16 protein-coding genes and 4 pseudogenes are annotated in these 21987 nt (G+C 67.7%); 10 read left to right on the top strand and 10 right to left on the bottom strand.

The genetic code is table 11. The features are described from left to right. The first annotated feature begins 163 nt into the window (after positions 1-163). Both A9X05_RS08115 and A9X05_RS08110 read left to right on the top strand, forming a co-directional pair. Positions 164-1213: a M23 family metallopeptidase gene (locus A9X05_RS08115; protein ID WP_156670187.1), complete on the top strand. Its 1050-nt coding sequence runs from the start codon at positions 164-166 to the stop codon at positions 1211-1213. A 1-nt stretch (position 1214) separates the two neighbouring features. Beyond that, complete coding sequence (locus A9X05_RS08110) at positions 1215-1793, top strand: hypothetical protein (protein ID WP_067758163.1); 579 nt, start codon at positions 1215-1217, stop codon at positions 1791-1793. Positions 1794-1952: 159 nt separating this feature from the next. On the opposite strand, the gene pcrA is transcribed toward A9X05_RS08110, so the two are convergent. Continuing rightward, positions 1953-4289, bottom strand: coding sequence for a DNA helicase PcrA (gene pcrA / locus A9X05_RS08105; RefSeq protein ID WP_067758166.1), 2337 nt, complete (start codon positions 4287-4289; stop codon positions 1953-1955). A gap of 546 nt (positions 4290-4835) precedes the next feature. On the opposite strand from pcrA, the gene A9X05_RS08100 reads away from it, so the two are divergent. Further along, positions 4836-5168, top strand: a complete 333-nt coding sequence (locus A9X05_RS08100; RefSeq protein WP_082950482.1) for a chorismate mutase — start codon at positions 4836-4838, stop codon at positions 5166-5168. A gap of 382 nt (positions 5169-5550) precedes the next feature. Beyond that, entirely contained in the window at positions 5551-7215 is a 1665-nt protein-coding gene (gene pgi / locus A9X05_RS08095) for a glucose-6-phosphate isomerase (RefSeq protein WP_067780529.1), read from the top strand. Here pgi and A9X05_RS08090 read toward each other — a convergent pair whose 3' ends face one another. Beyond that, on the bottom strand, positions 7216-7791 hold the full coding sequence (locus A9X05_RS08090; protein WP_067753727.1) for a TetR/AcrR family transcriptional regulator: 576 nt from the start codon (positions 7789-7791) through the stop codon (positions 7216-7218). Between the two features lie 92 nt (positions 7792-7883). Between A9X05_RS08090 and A9X05_RS08085 the strand changes: the two genes are divergently transcribed. Further along, complete coding sequence (locus A9X05_RS08085) at positions 7884-9203, top strand: oxygenase MpaB family protein (protein ID WP_067753638.1); 1320 nt, start codon at positions 7884-7886, stop codon at positions 9201-9203. 1 nt (position 9204) lies between these two features. On the opposite strand, the gene A9X05_RS08080 is transcribed toward A9X05_RS08085, so the two are convergent. From A9X05_RS08080 to cobF, 4 genes and pseudogenes are all read right to left on the bottom strand, one after another. Then, positions 9205-9954, bottom strand: coding sequence for an SDR family oxidoreductase (locus tag A9X05_RS08080; protein WP_067753641.1), 750 nt, complete (start codon positions 9952-9954; stop codon positions 9205-9207). A 41-nt stretch (positions 9955-9995) separates the two neighbouring features. Beyond that, positions 9996-10454 carry a zinc finger domain-containing protein gene (locus tag A9X05_RS32010; RefSeq protein WP_231968922.1) on the bottom strand — a complete coding sequence of 153 codons (459 nt, stop codon included), beginning with the start codon at positions 10452-10454 and terminating at the stop codon, positions 9996-9998. A gap of 162 nt (positions 10455-10616) precedes the next feature. After that, positions 10617-10859, bottom strand: a pseudogene (locus tag A9X05_RS32005) (DNA-formamidopyrimidine glycosylase family protein); the annotation flags it as partial. Positions 10860-10864: 5 nt separating this feature from the next. Then, on the bottom strand, positions 10865-11608 hold the full coding sequence (gene cobF / locus A9X05_RS08070) for a precorrin-6A synthase (deacetylating) (protein ID WP_067753648.1): 744 nt from the start codon (positions 11606-11608) through the stop codon (positions 10865-10867). On the opposite strand from cobF, the pseudogene A9X05_RS08065 reads away from it, so the two are divergent. After that, positions 11597-12523 (top strand): annotated as a pseudogene (locus A9X05_RS08065) (diiron oxygenase); the annotation flags it as partial. The gene cobF and the pseudogene A9X05_RS08065 sit on opposite strands and share 12 nt — an antisense overlap. 50 nt (positions 12524-12573) lie before the next feature. On the opposite strand, the pseudogene A9X05_RS32000 reads toward A9X05_RS08065, so the two are convergent. Further along, positions 12574-12666 (bottom strand): annotated as a pseudogene (locus A9X05_RS32000) (hypothetical protein); the annotation flags it as partial. A gap of 207 nt (positions 12667-12873) precedes the next feature. On the opposite strand from A9X05_RS32000, the gene A9X05_RS08060 reads away from it, so the two are divergent. The 3 genes from A9X05_RS08060 to A9X05_RS08050 all read left to right on the top strand — a co-directional run bounded on the left by A9X05_RS08060 (position 12874) and on the right by A9X05_RS08050 (position 15983). Beyond that, a complete protein-coding gene (locus A9X05_RS08060; protein WP_231968920.1) occupies positions 12874-13857 on the top strand; it encodes a DUF4873 domain-containing protein in 984 nt (327 codons plus the stop codon). Between the two features lie 405 nt (positions 13858-14262). Continuing rightward, on the top strand, positions 14263-15027 hold the full coding sequence (locus A9X05_RS08055) for an STAS domain-containing protein (RefSeq protein ID WP_067753730.1): 765 nt from the start codon (positions 14263-14265) through the stop codon (positions 15025-15027). Positions 15028-15116: 89 nt separating this feature from the next. Continuing rightward, positions 15117-15983 (top strand): LLM class flavin-dependent oxidoreductase, encoded by an 867-nt coding sequence (locus A9X05_RS08050; protein WP_067753658.1) that lies wholly within the window; start codon positions 15117-15119, stop codon positions 15981-15983. A gap of 3 nt (positions 15984-15986) precedes the next feature. On the opposite strand, the gene A9X05_RS08045 is transcribed toward A9X05_RS08050, so the two are convergent. Next, a complete protein-coding gene (locus tag A9X05_RS08045) occupies positions 15987-16784 on the bottom strand; it encodes an enoyl-CoA hydratase/isomerase family protein (RefSeq protein ID WP_197498969.1) in 798 nt (265 codons plus the stop codon). Between the two features lie 86 nt (positions 16785-16870). On the opposite strand from A9X05_RS08045, the gene A9X05_RS08040 reads away from it, so the two are divergent. Beyond that, positions 16871-17788 (top strand): SAM-dependent methyltransferase, encoded by a 918-nt coding sequence (locus A9X05_RS08040; protein WP_067753665.1) that lies wholly within the window; start codon positions 16871-16873, stop codon positions 17786-17788. Here A9X05_RS08040 and A9X05_RS08035 read toward each other — a convergent pair. Continuing rightward, a pseudogene (locus tag A9X05_RS08035) lies at positions 17785-19721 on the bottom strand (fumarylacetoacetate hydrolase family protein). The gene A9X05_RS08040 and the pseudogene A9X05_RS08035 overlap by 4 nt on opposite strands. Continuing rightward, positions 19718-21976 (bottom strand): ATP-dependent DNA ligase, encoded by a 2259-nt coding sequence (locus tag A9X05_RS08030; RefSeq protein ID WP_067753671.1) that lies wholly within the window; start codon positions 21974-21976, stop codon positions 19718-19720. The pseudogene A9X05_RS08035 and the gene A9X05_RS08030 overlap by 4 nt, the downstream one beginning before the upstream one ends. Positions 21977-21987: the final 11 nt, after the last annotated feature.

Here is a 21987-nt window from a genome sequence, read left to right as displayed (position 1 = left end):
GACCCAAATCACAATTTCGGCGGGATTGCTCGTCGAGGTTGCCAGTTCCGCGAGTTAGCGGATACCGTCTCAGGGTCCAGATAACGTTATGGTCACGATACGAGGACATTTCAGCTTGTCCCAGCACCGTTTTGCTCCTTCTACTGCTGAAACAGCAGGTGTGGTGAGGGTTGGTCGCGCGGCAGGCGGCCGGGGTACCGAGCCCCATCGCAACGAAGTCACCGAAATCCTCCCGCTCGACGGGTTCGATTTCGATGACCTGGATTGGCGCGACGAGGTCTGCGATCTTGGCGACCTCGACTACAGCAACGACTCCACCTTCGACAACGAGGCGCAGGTGTTGCTGGCCCCCGAGCTCGACGACCTGAACGAGGCCGACGACCCGACCCCGCTGTGGCTGGCCGCGCCCGTCACCGAGGTGCTGCCGCGGGTGGTCATCGCGCCCGCCGCCGAGCCCCGTCCCCGTCGCGTGCACACCACCGACGTCGTCGCCGTCGCCCGGCACGGCGGAGCGCACCGCAAGGAGCCGACCAGCGCGGCCCGGGGCCGCCTGCTGATCTCGGCGATGGCCGCGGGCGCGGCCGCCGCGGCTGCGCACACCGCCACCAGCCACGCCGACACGCCGAAGACCGAGGCCGTGCTGACCGCGAACGCGTCGGCGCTCACCGGCGGTTCGGCCAACAACACCATCCGCGGTGCCCAGGTCGTCGCGCTGCAGCCGGCGGCGACCGCCGCGGTGCACAACCAGGAGCTCGCCAAGGGCGTCGCGTTCGCCAACGACCGCGCTCAGCGTGAGGCACGGCTGCAGCAGCCGCTCTACGTGATGCCGACGAAGGGCATCTTCACCTCCAACTTCGGTTACCGCTGGGGAGTGCTGCACGCCGGCATCGACCTGGCCAACTCGATCGGGACGCCGATCTACGCGGTGTCCGACGGCGTGGTCATCGACTCGGGTCCCGCCGCCGGCTACGGCATGCTGGTCAAACTGCGCCACGCCGACGGCACGGTCACGCTCTACGGCCACGTCAACACCACGCTGGTCAGCGTCGGCCAGCGCGTAATGGCCGGCGACCAGATCGCCACCATGGGCAACCGGGGTAACTCCACCGGCCCTCACCTGCATTTCGAGGTGCTCCAGGGGGGCACCGAACGAATCGATCCCGTCCCATGGCTGGCTAAGCGGGGTCTTATGGTCGGTAACTACGCTGGTTGAGGTGACCGCGCCCGATCAGCCACCTCCCGGTCCGCCATCGCCCGAATCCGCGTCGCCGTCGGACCCGAAGACCCGCATCATCCGCCGGGCACCCACCGGACCCGTCCCCATAGCGCCGGAAACCCCGACCACGCACATCGCCGCACAACCACCGCCCTACCAGGGCCCGTCTCGCGCGGGGCTGCCAGGCACGCCGGGTGCGCCGGCCGATGGGCCGAGCGACCGGACGGCCGTCGCCGCCTGCGCCGTCAGCATCGTCAGCGGGTGGGCCACGTCGGTGGTGGCGACCGACCTGGTCGCCGGCTGGTGGCGGTCCGACCGGCTCTTCTGCGTCGCGGTCGCGTTCCTGGCCCTGGTGTTCGCCGTGACCACGGTCTCGGGCGTGATCATGCTGCTGCAGCACCGGCCGTTTGGGCGCTTCCTCATCGTCGTCGGCGCCGTGGTCGCCGTGCTGACGTACCTGGGCGTGTTCATCGCCGGTGCCCGCGTGGCGTGGATCGTGCACCTGCTGCCGTTGCTACCGATCGCCAGCGTGGTGCTGGCGATGCACCCGCGCACCAAACGCTGGTTGGAGGCCTGACCCGCCGGCCTGATGGCCGGGTCGTCGCGACCGCAGGGTGATCACCCGGTTCACCGCGGCCCGACCAATAAGCGACTTCGGAATCCGATATCACCCGCGATATCAAATTCCCCGATCACCTCACGGTCGGCACGCCTTCCGACGGCCGGGAGGTTGCGACTAGAGCTTGCTGATCGGCGCGTGGTTGTGCATGAGCTTGACCCGGCCCGCGCTGCCGAAGTCGATGAGCGACATGGCCGATTCGCCGACGCCGGACACCTCCTCGACGCGCCCGAGCCCGTACTTGTCATGGGTCACCCGGTCACCGGGCTCGAGCACCAGCAACGGCCGCTTGCCCGCACCCGAGCGGGTCGGCGCCGCGCGCGGGGTGCCGAACCGGCCGGCACCGCTCACCGGCGCGCTGAACGACGACGCCGGCGCGGTGCGCCGCCACTCGATGAGTTCCTGCGGAACCTCGCGCAGGAAGCGCGATTCCGGGTTCAGCATCGGCTGCCCCCAGGAGGATCGGACGATGGCCCTGCTCAGGTACAGCCGCTGACGGGCGCGGGTGATGCCGACATAGGCCAGCCGCCGCTCCTCGGACAGCTCGGTCGGGTCGTCCAGCGCCCGCATGTGCGGGAACATGCCGTCCTCCCAGCCGGTGACGAACACCACGGGGAATTCCAGCCCCTTGGCGGTGTGCAGTGTCATCAGGGTGACCATGCCGGCGCCGTCGTCGGGAATCTCGTCGCTGTCGGAAACCAGGGAGACCCGTTCCAGGAACTCCGCGAGCACACCGGTGTCCGGCACGTCCTCGTCGTCCGGGGCCTCCAACGACTCGTCCAGCGCGGCGGCGTTGGCCCGGTCGGTGCTGAATTCGTGTGCCACGCTGACGAGTTCGTTGAGGTTGTCCAACCTGGCCAGGTCCTGCGGATCGGTGGAGGACTCCAGCTCGCGGCGGTAGCCGGTACGTTCGAGGACCGACTCGACCAGATCACCGAGATCCTCGTCCAGTCGGCCCCTGAGCTCGTCGAGCAGCTCGACGAAGCCCGCGATTGCCTTCTCCGCACGCGAATTGAGCATCGGCACTCTGCCTTCGGCGGCCGCCACCAACGCGTCGTTGAAACTCGCGCCGGTGTTCTCGGCGTAGACGGCCACGCAGGCCTCGGCGCGATCACCGATGCCCCGACGCGGGGTGTTGAGGATCCGCCGCATGCTGACCGCATCACCCGGGTTGTCCAGCACCCGCAGATAGGCGACGATGTCACGGATTTCCTTGCGCTCGTAAAAGCGCACTCCCCCAACGACTTTGTAGGGAATCCCAGCGCGAATGAACACCTCTTCGAACGACCGCGAGGAGTTGTTGGTGCGATAGAACACGGCCACGTCGTTGTAGGTGATTTCGCCGCGGTCGGCGAGCGCATCGATTTCCTCGGCGACGAACCTCGCCTCGTCGTGCTCGTTGTCCGCCACGTAGCCGACGATCAGCTCGCCGGCACCGGCGTCGGTCCAGAGCCGTTTCTCGCGGCGGCCGGAGTTGCGGGCGATCACCGAGTTCGCCGCCGACAGGATGTTCTGCGTCGAGCGGTAATTCTGTTCCAGCAGAATGGTTGTCGCGTCCGGGTAGTCGCGCTCGAAGTCCTCGATGTTGCGAATTGTGGCGCCGCGGAACGCGTAGATCGACTGGTCGGCGTCACCCACCACGCACAATTCCGCAGGCGGAACGTCGTCGGGCGATTCTTCTGTGGCGTCGTGGCCGACCAGTTCCCGAACCAGCACGTACTGGGCGTGATTGGTGTCCTGGTACTCGTCGACCAGGACATGACGGAACCGCCGCCGGTAATGCTGGGCGATCTGCGGGAAGGCCCGCAGCACCGCGACGGTCTCGCCGATCAGGTCGTCGAAGTCCAGGGCGTTGGCCGCGCGCAGCCGCCGCTGGTATTCGCCGTATACGGAGGCCACGGTGCGAACGAGGTCATCGGAATCGTCCGTCAGCTTGGCCACCGCCTCGGCGGGGTCGATCAGCTCGTTCTTCAGATTGGAGATGGCGTTGGCCAACAGCCGCGGCGAGTAGCGCTTGATGTCGAGCCCCATGTCGCGCCCGATCATCTGCAGCAGGCGGCGGGAGTCGTCGGCGTCGTAGATCGAGAAGTTGGAATTGAGGCCGTCGATCAGGGACGCCTGGTTGCGCAGGATTCGCACGCACGTCGAGTGGAAGGTGGACACCCACATGGCGCGGGCCCGGTTGCCCACCAGCCGCACCACGCGTTCGCGCATCTCGGCCGCCGCCTTGTTGGTGAACGTGATGGCCAGGATCTGGCCCACCCCGACACCGCGCGCCGCGATCAGGTAGGCGATGCGGCGCGTCAACACCGCAGTCTTGCCCGAACCGGCCCCCGCGACGATCAGCAGCGGCGAGCCCTCGTGCACCACCGCCTGGCGCTGTTGCGGGTTGAGGCCTTCGAGTAGCTGATCTGCCTCGGAGGCCAGATTGGCATCGGTTACATACACACTCATGTTGGTCCAAACTTACCGCCGCCCACCGACGCAACACGTCCAGGCGTCAGATCAGGCTAGTCCCTCCGACGCCCCGCACCGGCCAAATCCACGCCGACACAATGGGAGTTTCGCAATCCGATAAGCGACCGCATTTGCGATGGAAAATAATTGCACCCACGTCTAAAAGTGGCCGATAATCGGACCGGGATTTGCGCCGGGCCAATGCCGCCAAATACGCCGTCGGCGCTCAATTTCCCCCGGCGTTAATGCAATCCACACCGGTAAGCAACCATGTCCCGGTGCGCCGGCTCAACCGAGTCCGGCTCGGCCACCCGGCGCGTAATGGCCAGTTCACGCCGACGTTTTTGCGCGGGAGCCGATTTTAGTGGCACACTCGTTTGGTGCTCAACGCGCAGTGCCGTCGGCAGTCCTTCACCCCGAACTGCCGCCGATTTTTCTACGGGTACCGGTTCGCGGTCCCCGTGGTCTAGCTGCTTTCGTCAGAGCCCCGTGGTCCGCTTCCTCAAGACCGGGGCTCTTCTCTTTTGTGAGGCCCGAAACAGGATGAGACCACAACCCCCACATCCCGAGAACGCGGAGTTAGCAGAGATGAAGGTTGAGACGGTGGAACCCCCACAGACGACCGACGCCGAAGAGTTGAGCATCGACGACTTGCGCCACGAGATCGACCGGTTGGACGCCGAGATCCTGGCCGCGGTGAAGCGGCGCACCGAGGTGTCCCAGGCGATCGGCAAGGTCCGGATGGCATCCGGCGGCACGCGGCTGGTGCACAGCCGCGAGATGAAGGTCATCGAGCGCTACAGCGAGCTCGGTCCCGACGGCAAGGACCTCGCGATCCTGCTGCTGCGGTTGGGCAGGGGCCGGCTGGGTCACTGAGGTCACCAGTCACGCCTGGCTGGGTCGCCGCGCATCCGCGTTGCGCCACGGTGACGGCCCGCCGCGCCCGGCTACACCGCGCTTGCGACCGTCACCAAACCCACGGTGACGGCCCGCCGCGCCCGGCTACACCGCGCTTGCGACCGTCACCAAACCCACGGTGACGGCCCGCCGCGCCCGGCTACACCGCGCTTGCGACCGTCACCAAACCCACGGTGACGGCCCGCCGCGCCCGGCTACACCGCGCTTGCGACCGTCACCAAACCCACGGTGACGGCCCGCCGCGCCCGGCTACACCGCGCTTGCGACCGTCACCAAACCCACGGTGACGGCCCGCCGCGCCCGGCTACACCGCGCTTGCGACCGTCACTAGGGTCGGAGTATGACCTCCGCGCAAAGCCTCCCCGACATCACCGCCACCCCAGCGTGGGACGCCCTGCGCAGGCATCACGAACAGATCGGCGCGACGCATCTGCGCCAGTTCTTCGACGAGGATCCCGACCGAGGCTGCGAACTCACCGTCTCGGTCGGTGACCTCTACATCGACTACAGCAAACACCGCATCACCCGAGAAACGCTGCGGCTGCTCATCGATTTGGCGCGCGCCGCTAACCTCGAGGAGCGTCGTGACCAGATGTTCGCGGGCGTGCACATCAACGTCTCGGAGGACCGGGCGGTCTTGCACACCGCGCTGCGGCTGCCCCGCGACGCCGAGCTGATCGTCGACGGCCACAACGTCGTCGAGGACGTGCACGCCGTGCTGGACCGGATGGGTGACTTCACCGACCGGTTACGCAGCGGTGAATGGACCGGGGCCACCGGACAAAGAATCAGCACCGTGGTCAACATCGGCATCGGTGGGTCGGACCTGGGCCCGGTGATGGTGTATCAGGCGCTGCGTCATTACGCCGACGCAGGGATTTCGGCCCGCTTCGTCTCCAACGTCGACCCCGCCGACCTCATCGCCACCCTGGCCGACTTAGACCCTGCCACAACGCTTTTCATCGTCGCATCGAAAACGTTCTCGACGTTGGAGACCCTCACCAACGCGACCGCCGCGCGCCGCTGGCTGACCGACGCGCTCGGCGACGCCGCGGTGTCCAAGCATTTCGTGGCGGTCTCCACCAACAAACGCCTGGTCGACGACTTCGGCATCAACACCGACAACATGTTCGGCTTCTGGGATTGGGTCGGCGGACGGTACTCGGTCGACTCGGCGATCGGCCTGTCGGTGATGGCGGCGATCGGCAAGGAGGCGTTCGCCGATTTCCTGTCCGGATTCCACATCGTGGACCGGCATTTCAAGACCGCCCCGCTGGAGTCCAACGCGCCGGCGCTGCTGGGACTGATCGGGCTGTGGTACTCCAACTTCATGGGAGCTCAGTCGCGCGCGGTGCTGCCGTATTCCAACGATCTGTCCCGCTTCGCCGCCTATCTGCAACAGCTGACCATGGAATCCAACGGCAAGTCGACGCGCGCGGACGGCACCCCGGTCACCACCGATACCGGCGAAATCTTCTGGGGCGAACCGGGAACCAACGGCCAGCACGCCTTCTATCAGTTGCTGCACCAGGGCACCCGGCTGGTGCCGGCCGACTTCATCGGCTTCAGCCAGCCCCTCGACGACCTGCCCACGGTCGAGGGCACCGGAAGCATGCACGACTTGCTGATGAGCAACTTCTTCGCCCAGACCCAGGTGCTCGCGTTCGGAAAGACGGCCGAGGAGATCGCCGCCGAAGGCACGCCGGCCGACATCGTGCCGCACAAGGTGATGCCCGGCAACCGGCCGTCGACCTCGATCCTGGCCGACCGGCTCACGCCGTCGGTGCTGGGCCAGCTGATCGCCCTCTACGAGCATCAGGTCTTCACCGAGGGCGTCGTCTGGGGCATCGACTCGTTCGACCAGTGGGGGGTGGAGCTGGGCAAGACCCAGGCCAAGGCGCTGCTGCCGGTGATCACGTCGGACGGCTCGCCGGACCCCCAGTCCGACAGCTCGACCGACGCGCTGGTGCGCCGCTACCGGACCGAACGCGGGCGCACCAGCTAGTCAGCCCGTGCGGCTCATGACGTCGGAGCCCAATCGCCGTACAAAGGTACGCAAACGTTCCACCGTCGCGGTCTGCGGCTCGCTCAGGTGCAACTGCAGCAGTTCGCGTCCGGCCGCGTGCAGGATCCGCGCGGTGTACTCCGGGTCGTGCACGTGAGGATTGATGCGCAGCAATTCGGTGACGAAGAACTCCAGCACGACGGCCTGCGATTGCGCCAGCCGCGTATACAACTCCGGCGGAGCGCCCTGCGGCGGAAACAGGAACAGCCGCCACGTCGCCGGATGGGCGTCGACCGCGGCCAGCACCCCGTCGAACGCGACGACCAGCGACTGGTCCCCGGCGACGGCATCCAATCCCGAGACCGCCTCGGCGAATTGGGCGCCGGCCCGCGCCGCCTCACGGTCGATCAGTGCGACGAAGAGTCCCGCCGGGTCGCCGAACAGCTGATAGATCAACGACCGATTGATGCCGGCGGCCCCGGCGATGCGGTTGGGCGTGGCCGCGTGGAAACCCTCGGCGTCGACGATCGCGTGAGTGACGTCGAGGATCTGCTCGCGCCGGCCCTCGCCGGTCATGCGCCGCTTCGGGCTGCCCGCACTCATGCTTGACAGCATAACTAACAACTTGTGAGTATTGCTCACGAACTGTTAGTTAATCGGAGGCAGCGATGGTCACGTACTACCCCGAGCTCGCCGCGCGAGTGCGCAGCCAGCGCGATTTGCAGCCCGACCTGTATGGAGACTTCGACTTCGACCGGCGGCCGGACCGTCTGGCCACGGAACCGAACGTCGACTCGGCCCTGCCCGCCTGGATCGCCGACCGCGCACCGATTCTGCAAGACGACCGCGTGGTCGAGTTGATGAGCACGGCGACCCTGCTCGGCGACGTCGTCGCCGATCCCTATGCGGCACTGATGACTTCGCGCAGCGTCGCCCAGCTGATCGACATGCTCAAGACGGCCTGCCGAGAGGGAATCGAGTCGGTGCCCGACGCGCCCCCCGAACTGGTTTCGTTCATCGCCGCCATGGAGGCGACCCCGGAGTGGATCGACTTCGATCTGGTCCGGGAGGGCGCCCGCCACGAGCGGATTCCCGCAGCGCTGCTGGCACCCTTCATCACGCGCGGGGCCTTCATCGCGACCTTCACCAACACCTACGCCGCGCTGCCGATGGCCCTCACCGGCGCACTCTCGGGTAAGCGGGCCGCGCGCCGGGTGAACGAGACCGCCAGTTTCTTCGCCGTCACCACCCTCCCCGGTGCGCTGGATCGATTCGGCCCCGGTTTCGAGGCGGCCGCCATGGTCCGGCTGATGCACTCCATGGTCCGCTACAACGCCCTGAAGAAATCCGACAAGTGGGATGCCGCCGTATACGGCATGCCCGTGCCGCAGGTCGACCAGATGCCGGCCGGCATGATCGGCCAGTACCTGCTGGCCCGTAAGGCGCGCCAACAGGGCCGGACGGAGTTCACCCCCGAGGAGCGCGCGGTCGTCGAATTCGCCAGGTACCGCTGCTTTTTGCTCGGCCTACCGGAAGAACTGCTGCCCTCTGAACCGGCCGACATCGTCCACGTGATGCACGCGCGCTCGGCACTGCTGCGCGACGGGTTCGACAGCATCTGCCAAGAACTCGTCCGCGGCACGATGGCGGCCTACTTGCGCCCCGACACCACGCTGTTCGACCGTTGCGCGGAGGCGGTCGAAAAGAGTTTCAGCAAGCTCACTTTCGTTCGCACCTTCTGCAACGGGAATCGTGAGGTCGCCGAGGCGATGGGTGTCTCGATGGGGCCGACGGACCTCGTGCGCGTCGCCCTCACCGCGCCCTTCATCATCGGACGTTTTACCGCAGTGAGCCACGCCAGCCGCGTCCCCGTGCTCAGGGACATCACCGACGCGTACGTGATCGGGCTCCTCAAGCTACGGCTGGCAACCTACGGCAAGCCCGAATTCACGAGCGACGCAGAGCATTACACGCCGGTGCCGCACTGATTCAGGCGAACCACTTGGTGAGCGGGGGCGGCAGCACCCGCATCACCTGCACCAGCGGCGCCCACGGCCACCACGGCACCGCCGCCCGGCCGGGCTCGCGCTCCATGGCGGTGACGAGAGCGTTCACGCCAGTCTCGTTGTCCACCATCAACATCGTGCTGTTCGACTTGGCCGTCATCTCCGACTCGATGTAGCCGGGCTCGATGACCGAAACCTTGATGGGGCCCTTGGCGTATTCGGCGCGCAGGGATTCCCCCAGCGAGCTCAAGCCGGCCTTGCTCGCCGCGTAGGCGGCCTTGACGCCCGGCACGCCCTTGTTGCCGAGCACCGACGAGATGAGAACCAGATGTCCCGAACCGGCCTTGTTGAACATCTCCAGCGCGGTCTCGATCTGCACCAGCGCGGCAACCAGGTTGGTCTCGAGGGTCGCCTTGTTGGCCCACAGCTTGCCCGAGCCGAGTTTCGCGCCCTTGCCGATGCCCGCGTTGACGATGACACGATCGACGCCGCCGAGCTCGTCGCTGAGTTCACCGAAGACCTTCGGCACCTGCTCGTGGTCATTGACGTCCAGCGCCGCCACGGCGATCTTGATGCCCGGATACTGTTGGGAAAGTTCGGCTTTCAGCTCGTCGAGCCGGTCGGTGCGCCGGGCGCACAGCGCCAGGTCGCGGCCCTTCGCGGCGAACGCCCGCGCCATGCCGGCGCCCAGGCCGGAGCTGGCACCCGTGATGAGGATCTTCTGACGAGTCATCCGGGCAGCATATCGACAGGTGTCAAGTCGCGGGTCGCCGCCTACTTGAGCAGCCGCGACATCCGCCGGTCGGCCAGCACCTTGCCGCCGGTCTGGCACGTCGGGCAGTATTGAAAAGACTTGTCCGCGAAGGAGACTTCGCGCACGGTGTCCCCGCACACCGGGCAGGGCAGGCCGGTGCGGGCGTGCACCCGCAGTCCGGAGCGCTTCTCCCCCTTGAGCGTGGCCGCGCCCTGGCCTACGGAGCGGCTCACCGCATCGCGCAGGACCGACACCATCGCGTCGTGCAGGGCGGTGAGCTGCTCATCGGTCAGCTTGCCGGCGGTGGCGAACGGGGAAATCTTGGCAACGTGCAGGATTTCGTCGCTGTAGGCGTTGCCGATGCCGGCGATCACCTTCTGGTCGGTGATGACCGTCTTGATCCGGCCGGTGTTGCCGGCCAACAGGCCGGCGAGATCGTCGACGGTCAGCTCCAGCGCGTCGGGTCCGAGGGCGGCGATGCCGGGGACGGACTGCGGATCACCGACGAGCCACACGGCCAGACGCTTCTGGGTGCCGGCCTCGGTGAGGTCGAAGCCGGGCGCATCGCCGGGCGTGCCGAGGTGCACGCGCAAGGCGATCGGGCCCTTGCCCGGCCGCAGCGGCGCCGCGGCCAGCTTGTCCGACCACCGCAACCACCCCGCCCGCGACAGGTGGGTGATCAAGGACAGCTCTCCCGCCTGCAGCCCCAGGTACTTGCCCCAGCGGTGGGCCCCGGTCACGGCTTGGCCGTGCAGCGCGCCCAGCGGCGGATCGAACGTTTTCAGCACGGAGAGCGCGCCGACATCGACGCGGCCGATCGTCAGGCCGACGGCATGGCGGCGCAGATGGTCGGCCAGGGCTTCGACCTCGGGCAGTTCCGGCACGCCCTTCAGTCTGCCGGTCTGAGTAAATAGGTGTCCATGATCCAGCCGTGCCGCGCGCGGGCGTCGGCGCGCAGCGACACGATCCGCGCCGCGACCTCGCCGACGGTGCCGGCCGCCAGCAGCTCGTCGGCGGTGCCCAGATAGGCGCCCCACCAGATGCGGGTGTCGGGCGGGCACGCCTGGAAGGAGCATTCGGCGTCGAGCATGACGACCGCCGATCCGGTCAACCCGTGCGCGCGCAGCTGCCGACCGGTGGTGATGAGCACCGGTTCCCCGACCTCGTTGAGTGGGATGCGATGCCGGGCGGTCAGCGCCTGCACCGCGGTGATGCCCGGAATCACATCGAAGGTGAACTCGAGCTCGGTGGCCACCGCCTCCAGGATGCGCAGGGTGCTGTCGTAGAGCGACGGGTCCCCCCAGGCCAGGAAGGCGCCGACACCGTCGGGTCCCAGCTCGGCGGCGATCGCGTCGGCCCAGACCCGCGCCCGCGCGGCGTGCCAGTCCGAGACGGCCTCGCGATAGTCGGAGCCGGCCGCGCGTTTGGGGTCGGGCAGCTCGACGAAGCGGTAGCCGGGCCCGCGGATGAACCGGGAGCAGATCTCCCGTCGCAGCGCCACCAGGTCGCTTTTCGCCTCGCCCTTGTCCATCGCGAAGAACACCTGGGTGTCGTTGAGCGCCTCGATCGCCTGGACGGTCACGTAGTCGGGGTCGCCGGCGCCGATGCCGATGACGTGGATATGCCGGCCCAAGAAACCCTCCTCGTCTCTTGCATCAGACTGCCGAATCGAAACCTGAAGGGCCTAGTCGGGGCCAAAAGTACCCAGTACCATGGGTACCGTCTGAAGCACCCAATGAAGGGACGCCAGCGCATGACAACTGCGGTGAAGCCAGGCGGGCCGAGTCGTGAAGAGTTTTCGGAGCGCCTGCTGAGGGGCTCGGTCAAAAAGTCCTACGAGCCGGTCGTTGACATCGACTGGGACGCCCCGCTGGATCCGGACAAGTTCTACCTGCCGCCGCGCCTGGTGTCGCTGTACGGCACGCCGATGTGGGACGAGATGACCCGCGAGCAACAAATCGAGCTCTCGCGCCAGGAGTTGGTCAACACGCTGTCGGCCGGGATCTGGTTCGAGAACATGCTCAATCAGTCGCTGCTGCGAACGATCCTGCACGAGGACCCCACCAGCAAGTCGACCCACTACAAGCTGACCGAGTTGGGCGACGAGACCCGCCACATGGTCATGTTCGGCAAGGCCATCGAGCGTATCGGCGCAAAGCCGGTGCGGCCGCGGCTGTTTCACCGGATGATCATCAACGCGCTTCCGCTGGCGTTTCAGCGCGGCTCGATGCTGTGGGTGGCCGCGCTGATCGGTGAAGAAATCTTCGATTCGCTGCAGCGGCAGATGATGGACGACCCGGAGCTGCAGCCAATCATCCAGCGCCTCATGCGGATTCACGTCACCGAGGAGGCGCGCCACATCCAGTTCGCCCGCGACGGCGCCCGTAAACGCGTGGCCGAAATGCCCCGGATCAACCGCTGGTTCATGGCCAACATCAACGGGCTGGGCGGCTACTTCTTCAACTACCTGTTCAGCAATCCGATCCCGTACGCGCGCACGGGTCTGGACCCGAGGCGGGCGCGACACATCGCGCGCACCAGCCCGCACCGCCGCGAGATGCAGGTGGCCGGATTCGCCCCGCTGGCGGGGTTCCTGAGCGAGGTGGGCCTGCTCGGCCCGATCGCGCGCCGCGGCTGGAAGCGCAGCAGGTTTCTGTGACGCGGCCGGGCGGCCTCGCTGACTCCCGCCACCCCGTAGCCGTCCTCGGCCCGCGCGCCGACGCTCCCACTGCGTTGGCGGCCGCGGGCGTCACAGACTTCGTCGTCCTCGACGAGCACGTCGCGCGGGTCCAGTCGGTGTTCGACGACGCGACAGACACCTGGCTGTTGACGACGGCCGACGGCGAGGCCGCGCGGGCGCGGGCCGTCATCACCGCCGAGCCGCCGTTCGTCCCCTGGCTGCCGGACATCGCGGGCCGCGACGCCTTCCCGGGACAGTCATTTCACGCGGCGACGTGGGCACCCGAGTTCGATCCGTACGGCAAGCGCATCGCCATCGTCGGCACGGACGCGAGCGCCGGCCACCAGATCGGCCGGCTGACCCGGGCGGCCGCGTCGGTCACCGTCTTCGCCCACTCGCCGCGCAGGGTCGTCACCGAGGTACCGCTGTGGTCCACCCGCGCCAAACGCCGGCTGCGGCACCCACTCCGGCCGGCCGACGCCCATCGCCCTTCGGTCGCAAGGTCGCCGATAGCGGCGGTCACCGAGTCGGGCATCCGCACCCGCGACGGCGCCGACCATCACGTCGACGCCATCATCTACGGCACCGGATTCTCCATTCCCGAGGAGTCGGCCGATCAAGCGTTCGTCGGCGCCGGCGGTCTGACCATCCGGCAGGCCTGGCACGACGGGATGGAGCCGTTCTACGGTGTGGCGGTTCGCGGCTTTCCCAACTACTTCTTCATCACCGGGCCCGACACCGGCGCGCAGGCGCGCTACATCGCCGAGTGCCTGCGCCTGATGGAGCGCACGTCCAGCAGCCGCATAGAAGTGCGCGCCAGCAGCCTGCGGGTGTTCAACGAGCGCGCACAGCTGTCGCCCGACCAGGCCCCGCCGGTCGCCTCCGCCTTCGACCTGTCGGCCGGCGCACCGGAGCGCGACGACACCTATGACGGCGCCGCGACGCTGGAGATCGCCGGCGTCCGCCATCCGGTCCGGGTCCGGCTCACCGGACACCTCGACCCGATCGACGGCCGCTACCACTGGCAGGGGACGGTGTCCGCATCGCCGTCGCAGCCGCTGCCCGACGAGGCGCTCGGGCAAGCACGGACCGCGACGTTGACCGTGGGCCGGCGCAGCGCCGCCGCCCGCATCGTGGAACGGACGCCGTGGGGCACGCACTCGGTCGCCGGGGTTGGCGCCCCGCCGTACGCGTCGCGCTGACCCACCCACCTTTCCCGCCCGACCCACGGTTTCTCCGGCCTCGTCATTGCGTTTGGCGGAACGCAGAAGGTGGTAGTCCCGGGGGATGCGCGTGCTGCGCAGCGAAAACGAACAATGTGTTCGGCGCGGTAGAGGCAGGGGCCTCGCACGGGTGGGGACGGGCACGCGCCTCACTCACACCGCGCTCCCCGCCGCGCGCGTTTTCAATGTCACGCCCGTGGGCTGCGCTTTCCGGTGGCGTCCGGCGCGCTTGCCCCCAATTAGACTTTTGCCGCTGAGGGCGGATACTCAAGCAGTTGGCCCGGGTGTGATTCGAGGAGCAGGGATGGAACCGGACGACGCGACGCAGCCGGGCGTCCGGGCGCCTCGACACCAGAGGCCCCCGCAGGGAAAGGGGTTGCTGTGGTGAGCTCGGTAGCTGAGTCCCCCAGCTCGCTGGCCGTCGCGACGCGGACCGATCAGTCGGCGACCGTCCTGACCGTGGACGGTGTCCTCGACGCCACCAACTCCGCGACGCTCCGCGAACACATCCTGCAGGCCACGCTGGATGAGCCGGCTGCCGTCATCGTCAACATCTCCGCGCTCAAGGTGCTCGCCGAATTGGCGTGGTCCACCTTCATCGGCGCGCACTGGCAGGTCCGCAGCAATCCGGATGTTCCGATCGTGTTGGTCTGCGCGCACCGCGGAACGCGCGAGGCCATCTCCCGCAGCGGCGTCGCCTACTTCATGCCGGTGTACTCGACCGAAAAGGCGGCGCTGAAGGCGCTCGGCCAGCAGAGCCGGCGCGCCGTGCGTCGCGCCGACGCTCAGCTGCCCGCCGACCTGACCAGCCTGCGCGAGTCGCGCCGCCTGGTCCGCGAATGGCTCACCACCTGGTCCCAATCCACGCTCATTCCGGTCGCCCTGGTGGTGGTCAACGTGTTCGTCGAGAACGTCCTCGAACACACCCCGAGCGTTCCCGTGATGCGGCTCGAGAGCCACGGGCCGACGGCGACCATCGCAGTGTCCGACAGCAGCCATGCCCCGGCCGTTCGGCTGCCGTCGCCGACGACCGGGATCGACGTCTCCGGCCTGGCGATCGTCGAAGCGCTGTCACGCGCGTGGGGCAGCACGCCCACCGCAAGCGGCAAGACGGTCTGGGCGGTCATCGGCCCCGAAAACCAGCTCTGACGCCTTATTGTGCTGGGAACCCGGCCGCGGGTAGAACTAGAACACGTTCTAATCTCGTGTGACGACCGGTTTCCAGGAAGGCAGATGACGTGCGGTTCACCTACGCGGAGGCGATGACCGACCACAGGTACTACATCCCGCTGGCCCAGGCGGCCGAGGCGGCCGGGTACCACGCGATGACGATCGCTGACAGCATTGCCTACCCCTTCGAGTCGGATTCGAAGTACCCGTACACCCCCGACGGCGATCGCGAGTTCCTGGACGGCAAGGAGTTCATCGAAACCTTCGTGCTGACAGCGGCGTTGGGTGCGGTGACGACGAAGCTGCACTTCAACTTCTTCGTGCTCAAGCTGCCCATCCGGCCGCCTGCGCTGGTGGCCAAGCAGATCGGTTCGCTGGCCGCGCTGACCAACAACCGGGTGGGCTTCGGTGTCGGCACCAGCCCATGGCCGGAGGACTACGAACTGCTGGGCGTCCCATTCGCCAAACGCGGCAAGCGCATGGACGAATGCATCGAGATCATCCAGGGCCTGACCACCGGCGACTACTTCGAGTTCCACGGCGAGTTCTATGACATCCCGAAGACGAAGATGACGCCGGCTCCCACCCAGCCGATCCCGATCCTGATCGGCGGGCACGCCGACGCGGCCCTGCGCCGCGCGGCCCGCCTGGACGGCTGGATGCACGGGGGCGGTGACCCGGAGGAACTCGACGGGCTCATCGCCAAGCTCAAGCGGTATCGCGAAGAGGCGGGTAAGACGGGGCCGTTCCAGATTCACGTCATCTCGGCCGACGCCTACACCGTCGACGGGATCAAACGCCTCGAGGACAAAGGCGTCACCGACGCCATCGTCGGCTTTCGCATCCCCTACATCAAGGGCAAGGACACCGAGCCGCTGGAGAACAAGATCCGCAACCTCGAGATGTTCGCCGAAAACGTCATCGCGAAGGTCTAGCCCTCACAGCGGATCCCACTTCGGCGCCCGCTTCTCCATGTGGGCGGTGGCCGCCTCGACGGGGTTGTTGGTGAAGCCGCTGAGGATCTGGGTGCGGTTCTCGATCTCGATGGCGTGCCGCAGGCTGGGCGCGTCCAGCGCCGCGTTGAGGCCGATCTTGGTTTGCCACACGCCGTAGGCGTTGTTCTCCGTGATCGAGCGGGCCACCCGCAGCGCGGCCGGCATCAGGTCGTCGGGGGCCACCACCTCGTGCACCAGATGGATGCGGTAGGCCTCGGCCGCGTCGATGATGCGGCCGGAGAGCATCAGTTCGCGCGCCACGCCTGCGCCGACGATTTTCGGCAGCAGGTAACTGGTGCCCATGTCCATCGACGAGAAGCCCGCCTTGATGAACGCGGACCCGAACCGGGCGTGCTCGGACGCGACCCGGACGTCGGACACCAGCGTGAACGCCAACCCTCCCCCGACCGCCACGCCGTTGACGGCGGCAATCACCGGAATGGGCAGCTCGTAGATCCGGGTGAACAGGTCGGCCAGGCGAACCTGGGAGTCGTAGTTGACCTTGAAGGGCGGGGTCGTCGGTTTGGGCTTGGTCCACGGTTCACCGGTGCCGCTCAGATCCGCCCCGGCGCAGAATCCGCGTCCGGCGCCGGTCAGGATCGCGGCCCTGAACTCGCCGCCACCGAGCTGGTCAAGGGCGTGGTGCACGCCGTCGATCAGCGATCCGTCGATGGCGTTGAGGCGCTCGGGGCGGTTCAGCGTGATACGGGCGATGTCGTCTTCGAGGGTTTCGAATTCCACTGCGGGCATAGGGGGAACCGTAGGCGACGCCAGTGTTCACCGGCGGGGCATACCGTGGTTTGGCCGCCACAACTGAAGGAGAAGCCATGGCACGAACCGAGGGTGACAGCTGGGACCTGGCCAACAGCGTGGGAGCGACGGCCACCATGGTCGCCGCCGCCCGGGCCGCCGCAAGCAAGCGTCCGCAGCCGGTCATCACGGACGACTTCGCCGAGCCGCTGGTGCGTGCCGTGGGATTGGAGGTGTTCACCCGGCTCGCCAGCGGCGAGCTCGATCCCGATGAGCTCGAGCAGAGCGTCGGCTTTCACCGGATGGTCGACACGTTCGCCGCCCGCGCCCGGTATTTCGACGACTATTTCGCCGCGGCGGGGCAGGCCGGGCTGCTCCAGGTGGTGATCCTGGCGTCAGGGCTCGACGCGCGCGCCTACCGGCTGCGCTGGCCGATCGGGACGACGGTGTACGAAATCGATCAGCCCGAGGTGATCGCGTTCAAGGCGGCGACGATGTCGGAGATCGGGGCGGCGCCGACCGCCAAGCTTCGCGACGTCGGGATCGACCTGCGCGACGATTGGCCGGCCGCGCTGCAGGAGCAGGGCTTCGATCCGGCCCATCCCACGGCATGGCTCGCCGAGGGCGTGCTGATCGGGTGGCTCCCGCCGGACGCCGAGATCCGGCTGCTGGACTCCATCATCCCGCTGTCCGCCGAGGGCAGCCGGTTCGCCGCGGATTACGGCACCGTGACCGGCACGTCCCCGGCGGCCGAGGAACAAGCGCGGCGGATGACCGAGGGCTGGCGACGGCACGGACTCGAAATGGACCTGAGCACCTTGACGTATCCGGGCGAGCACACCGATGTCGCCGCGCATCTGCATGAGAACGGTTGGGAGACCACCGAATCGCGGCTCACCGATCTGTTCTCCGCGGCCGGGCTGCCGGACCTGGGGCAGGCCGCAGACCAGGTGCCGGCGACCACGATCAAATTCGTGCGGGCCGTGCGGCTTTAGCCCCGCTTGGCCAGCCATTCGGCCTGCATCACCAGCAGGGCCATGACCTCCAGCTGCGGGGTCTGCGGGTCGAGTTCGCGGTACCGCTGATAGACGTTGACGACGACGCGCTCGGCATCCAGCCAGGAGGCGTACTCACCGAGATCGATGGTATCGGCGGCCTCGGACCACGACTGCCCGCGGCGGTATGCGGCCTCAGCTTGTTCGGAGACATAGGCGAGATATCCACGCACCGCACGGATTCCGTCGGGATCGCTGACGGGGCCGTGTCCGGGCACGACCGTCGCCGCGTCGAGCGCGATCATCGTGTCGCACGCGGCGATCCAGTTCGAGATCGGGCCGGCCCACACGATCGGGGTGCAGCCGATGAACAGCAGATCGCCGCCGAAGAGCACGCCCGCGTCGGGCACGTGCACCACCGAATCGGCGGCGGTGTGCGCGGGGCCGAGGTTCAACAGGTCGATGCGCCGCCCACCGACCTCGATCGTCATTTCGCGGTCGAACGTCTGGTCGGCGTTGCGCACAGTGATGCCGCTGAAGTCGAAGTGTCCGAAGCGGTCTCGCGTGTAGGGGGTCGCGACGGGACCGAGGTTCGCGGTCTGCGCCATCGCCAGCATCTCGGGCGCCATGCCGTGCGCGATCTCCTCGGCGGTCCCCCGCGCGGCGATGATCCGCACCGAGGCGCCGAGCAGCTGGTTGCCGTGGGTGTGGTCCCCGTTGGAGTGGGTGTCAGCGCGTCGGTGATGGGCGCCGCCGAGGTGATATCCCGCATCGCCGCAAGCATTTCCCGGGTCAGCGCCAGATCGAAGAGCGTGTCCACGAGCAGCGACGCGCCGTCGCCGGCGACCAGTCCGGCGTTGCTCCACCCGTAGCCTCCGTCGGGCAGCGTCCACGCCCATACCCGATCGGCGACCTGGTGCAGGCCGCGGGTATAGGGCACCTTCGCGGGTGCCCGGTTCACCCGCGGCGCCGCGGGCGCGGCGTCCGGATTGGGTCGGGCCGCCAACGGGTGGGGCGCGGCGCTGGCGCGCACCGTCTGCCGGGTCTCCCCGAGTCCCTGCACCCGGAGCGTGACCACGTCGCCGTCGTGCAGCCAGCCGGGGAATGAGCCCGGCGCCGCTGGGTTCAGGTGCTCGACGAGCGTGCACGTCGGGACGGTGCCTGAGCCGATGACGTCGCCGGGGGCGAGGGTCACGCCGCGCGAGGCGTAGGAGATGACTTCGCCGAAGCTCCAATCCATTTGAGCGGTCGACCCCGAACCGATCACGGCGTCGTTGACCAGGGCGGTCACCCGCAGGTCCAGTCGGCCGGCGCGGCCGTACGGCGCGAGCTCGTCGGGTGTCACCAGGTAGGGGCCCAGCGTGACGCCGCTGTCCTTGCCCTTGCCCTGCCCGATCCCGAGTTGGCTTTCCAGCTGTTGCAGGTCGCGTGCCGACCAGTCGTTGAAGATGGTGTAGCCGATGATGGCCCGCTCGGCTTGGTCGACGGTCAGGTCGCGTCCACCGGTTCCGATGATCGCGGCGATCTCCAATTCGAAGTCCTGCCAAGCGCTTCCGGGGGCGGCGGAAGCGTCGTCGTATGGACCCAAGACCGTTGCCGGACAGGCGAAGTAGAACGCGGGTATGCGATACCAGGTGTCGGCGAGGGTGCGCCCGGCACCGAGCGCGGCCTGGCAGTTGCGCATGTGATCCAGAAAGCACAGCGAGTCGCGGATGGACGGCGGGCGCGGGATCGGCGCCAAGAGCCGCACCGCGTCCAGCCGCACGGTCGCCGCGGGGGCACGCAACGCCTCTTCGCCGGCGGCGCGCAAGCCTTCCGCGCCACGGCCGATCAGGTCGAGAAGGGTCACGCCGGCGGGCATCGCGTAGATATCTTCGTCGGCGAGCACCCCGGTGCGTTCGCCACCGGCGTCGAGGTAGGTCACCCATTTCATTCCCGCACCACCTCACTCGGTTCCTTGTCCGGCCGTAGGCCTCGCCAACTCGATTGGCGTAGGCGGTCATCCGGCGTCCACTCGCTGTAGCGCACTTCTCCCACCAGCACCGGCTCGACGAACGTCACACCCCTGGACTCGCTGCGTGGAAGCGGTGGGTTGAACGGGGATTGCTCGGTGTGCAGGGGAGCCAGCGTCTTCTTCAGGCTCGCCAGGTCACGTTCGGTGAACCCGGTACCGACCCGCCCGGCGAAGTGCAGGCCGCCGTCGGTGGGGATGCCCATCAACAGGGAGCCGATGCCGCTGCTGCGGCCGCCCTCGCCGGCCTTCCAGCCGCCGATGACCACTTCCTGGGTGTTCCAATGTTTGTCCTTGATCCAGGACGCCGAGCGTCGGCCCGGTTGGTAGGTGGAGTCCCGCCTCTTGGCGACCACGCCCTCCCAGCCATGCTTGCCGGAGTGCTCCAGCGCCTGTTTCCCGTCGCCGGGCAGCAACTCGGGCACGATGAGCTCGCTGCCGCCGGCGAGTGTTTCCAACAGCTTTCGACGATCTTGGTAGCGCGCCCGCAGCAGCGAGCGACCGTCGAGGTAGAGCAGGTCGAACGCCCAGAATTGCACGCGGCTGCCGCGCCCCCGGTTCTGCATCGCGTGGAAGCTGGGCACCCCGGCGGCGTCCAGGACGACGGCCTCCCCGTCGAGCACTACGTGATGATCGGCCAGATCGGTTGCCAACGAACGCAATTGGGGGTATTCGTTGGTGACCTCGCGACCGCGGCGGGACCGCACCCGCAGGCCGCCGTGGTCGATTTCGACGAGCAGTCGGTAGCCGTCCCATTTGCCTTCGAACGCCCACTGGCTCGCCTTGCACGCCGCGATCGAACCGTGGGTGGCGAGCATCGGCGCGATCCCGTCGAAGTCGAAGGTCTTCTGGTCCTTCATGCGGTGCGCCAGCCACTGGTCGCCGTTGGTTTGGATCAGCGCGTAGCGCCCGGTGACCTTGTTGCCGTGCAGATTCACGATCACCTCGTCGTCGTGAAATTTCTCCGCCTCATACGTTCCGGCGTCCCAGATGAGCACCTTCCCGGCGCCGTACTCCCCCCTGGGGATGTTGCCCTCGAACGTGGCGTATTCCAGCGGATGGTCCTCGGTGTGTACCGCCAGATGGTTCACCGATGTGGTTTCGGGGAGGTTCTTCGGCACCGCCCACGACACCAGCACGCCGTCTTTCTCCAGCCGGAAGTCGTAATGCAGCCGGCGGGCGTGGTGCTCCTGGATGACGAATGAATTGCCGTGGCCGGTAAGAGGTTTCGTCCGCGGAACCGGCTCCGGGGTCTTCGACGCGTCCCGCATGCTGCGGTACCTGGTCAACCGGTCCGCGACGGCGACGTCGTTGTCCAGCGCCGCCAGCAGATCGCCCTCGCGGGCGACCCGGTCCAGCACCTCGTCGTAGCGCAACTGCCGCAGCGTCGCAGGGTCGTCGATCTCCTCCCACGTGCGCGGGGCCGCGACCGTCGGGTGTTCGCGTCCGCGCAGCGAATACGGCGCGATCGTGGTTTTGGCGCCGTTGTTCTGGCTCCAGTCGAGGAACACCTTGCCCGCGCGCAGGCTTCGCGTCATGGTCGAGGTGACCAGCTTGGGCATCGACTTTTCCAATTGCTGGGCAACACGTTTCGCCAACACGGTCGCGCCCTTGCTGCTCACCGGTTCCGCCAGCGGGGCGTAGAGGTGCAGGCCTTTGCTGCCGCTGGTGAGCGGGAACAGGGTCAGCCCGATGCCGTCGATGAGGTCGCGAACGGCGTGGGCCACGTCTGCCAGCTGGGCCATGGTCACGCCTTCACCGGGATCGAGATCGAACACCAGTCGGGTCGCCGGGCCGGGCTTGAGCTCTTCGGCCTTGCTTCGCGTCCACTCGGCGACGAACCGCCATTGCGGCACGTGCACTTCCAGCGCGGCCTGTTGCGCGATCCAGGCCAGCCCGTCGGGGCTGTCGATGATCGGGTACGTCGTAGTTCCCGAACGGTGCTTGACGCTGGCGCGGGGCAACCATTCCGGCGCAGAGGAAGCCAGCTGCTTTTCGAAAAACGATGACTCCTCAACGCCATTCGGCCAGCGCTTGCGGGTGGCCGGGCGCCCCGCGATATGCGGGATCATCACCTCGGCGATCCGGGTGTAATAGTCGAAGACGTCCCGCTTGGTCGTCCCGGTGGCGGGGTAGAGCACCTTGTCGGCGTTGGTGAGTTTCACCCGCGGTGCCATGTTGTCAACTT

Source organism: Mycobacterium sp. E3298 (assembly GCF_001666895.1).
Lineage (GTDB): Bacteria > Actinomycetota > Actinomycetes > Mycobacteriales > Mycobacteriaceae > Mycobacterium.
Note: the sequence above shows the minus strand (reverse complement) of the source record. Positions and strands in the feature narration are given on the sequence as shown.

Excerpts from the sequence above, each read along its gene's own strand:
- pcrA (WP_067758166.1), bottom strand. The coding sequence starts at position 4,289 with ATGAGTGTGTATGTAACCGATGCCAATCTGGCCTCCGAGGCAGATCAG.
- A9X05_RS08090 (WP_067753727.1), bottom strand. The coding sequence starts at position 7,791 with ATGACCGGCGAGGGCCGGCGCGAGCAGATCCTCGACGTCACTCACGCG.
- A9X05_RS08085 (WP_067753638.1), top strand. The coding sequence starts at position 7,884 with ATGGTCACGTACTACCCCGAGCTCGCCGCGCGAGTGCGCAGCCAGCGC.
- A9X05_RS08030 (WP_067753671.1), bottom strand. The coding sequence starts at position 21,976 with ATGGCACCGCGGGTGAAACTCACCAACGCCGACAAGGTGCTCTACCCC.
- A9X05_RS08080 (WP_067753641.1), bottom strand. The coding sequence starts at position 9,954 with ATGACTCGTCAGAAGATCCTCATCACGGGTGCCAGCTCCGGCCTGGGC.
- A9X05_RS08040 (WP_067753665.1), top strand. The coding sequence starts at position 16,871 with ATGGCACGAACCGAGGGTGACAGCTGGGACCTGGCCAACAGCGTGGGA.
- A9X05_RS08100 (WP_082950482.1), top strand. The coding sequence starts at position 4,836 with ATGAGACCACAACCCCCACATCCCGAGAACGCGGAGTTAGCAGAGATG.
- pgi (WP_067780529.1), top strand. The coding sequence starts at position 5,551 with ATGACCTCCGCGCAAAGCCTCCCCGACATCACCGCCACCCCAGCGTGG.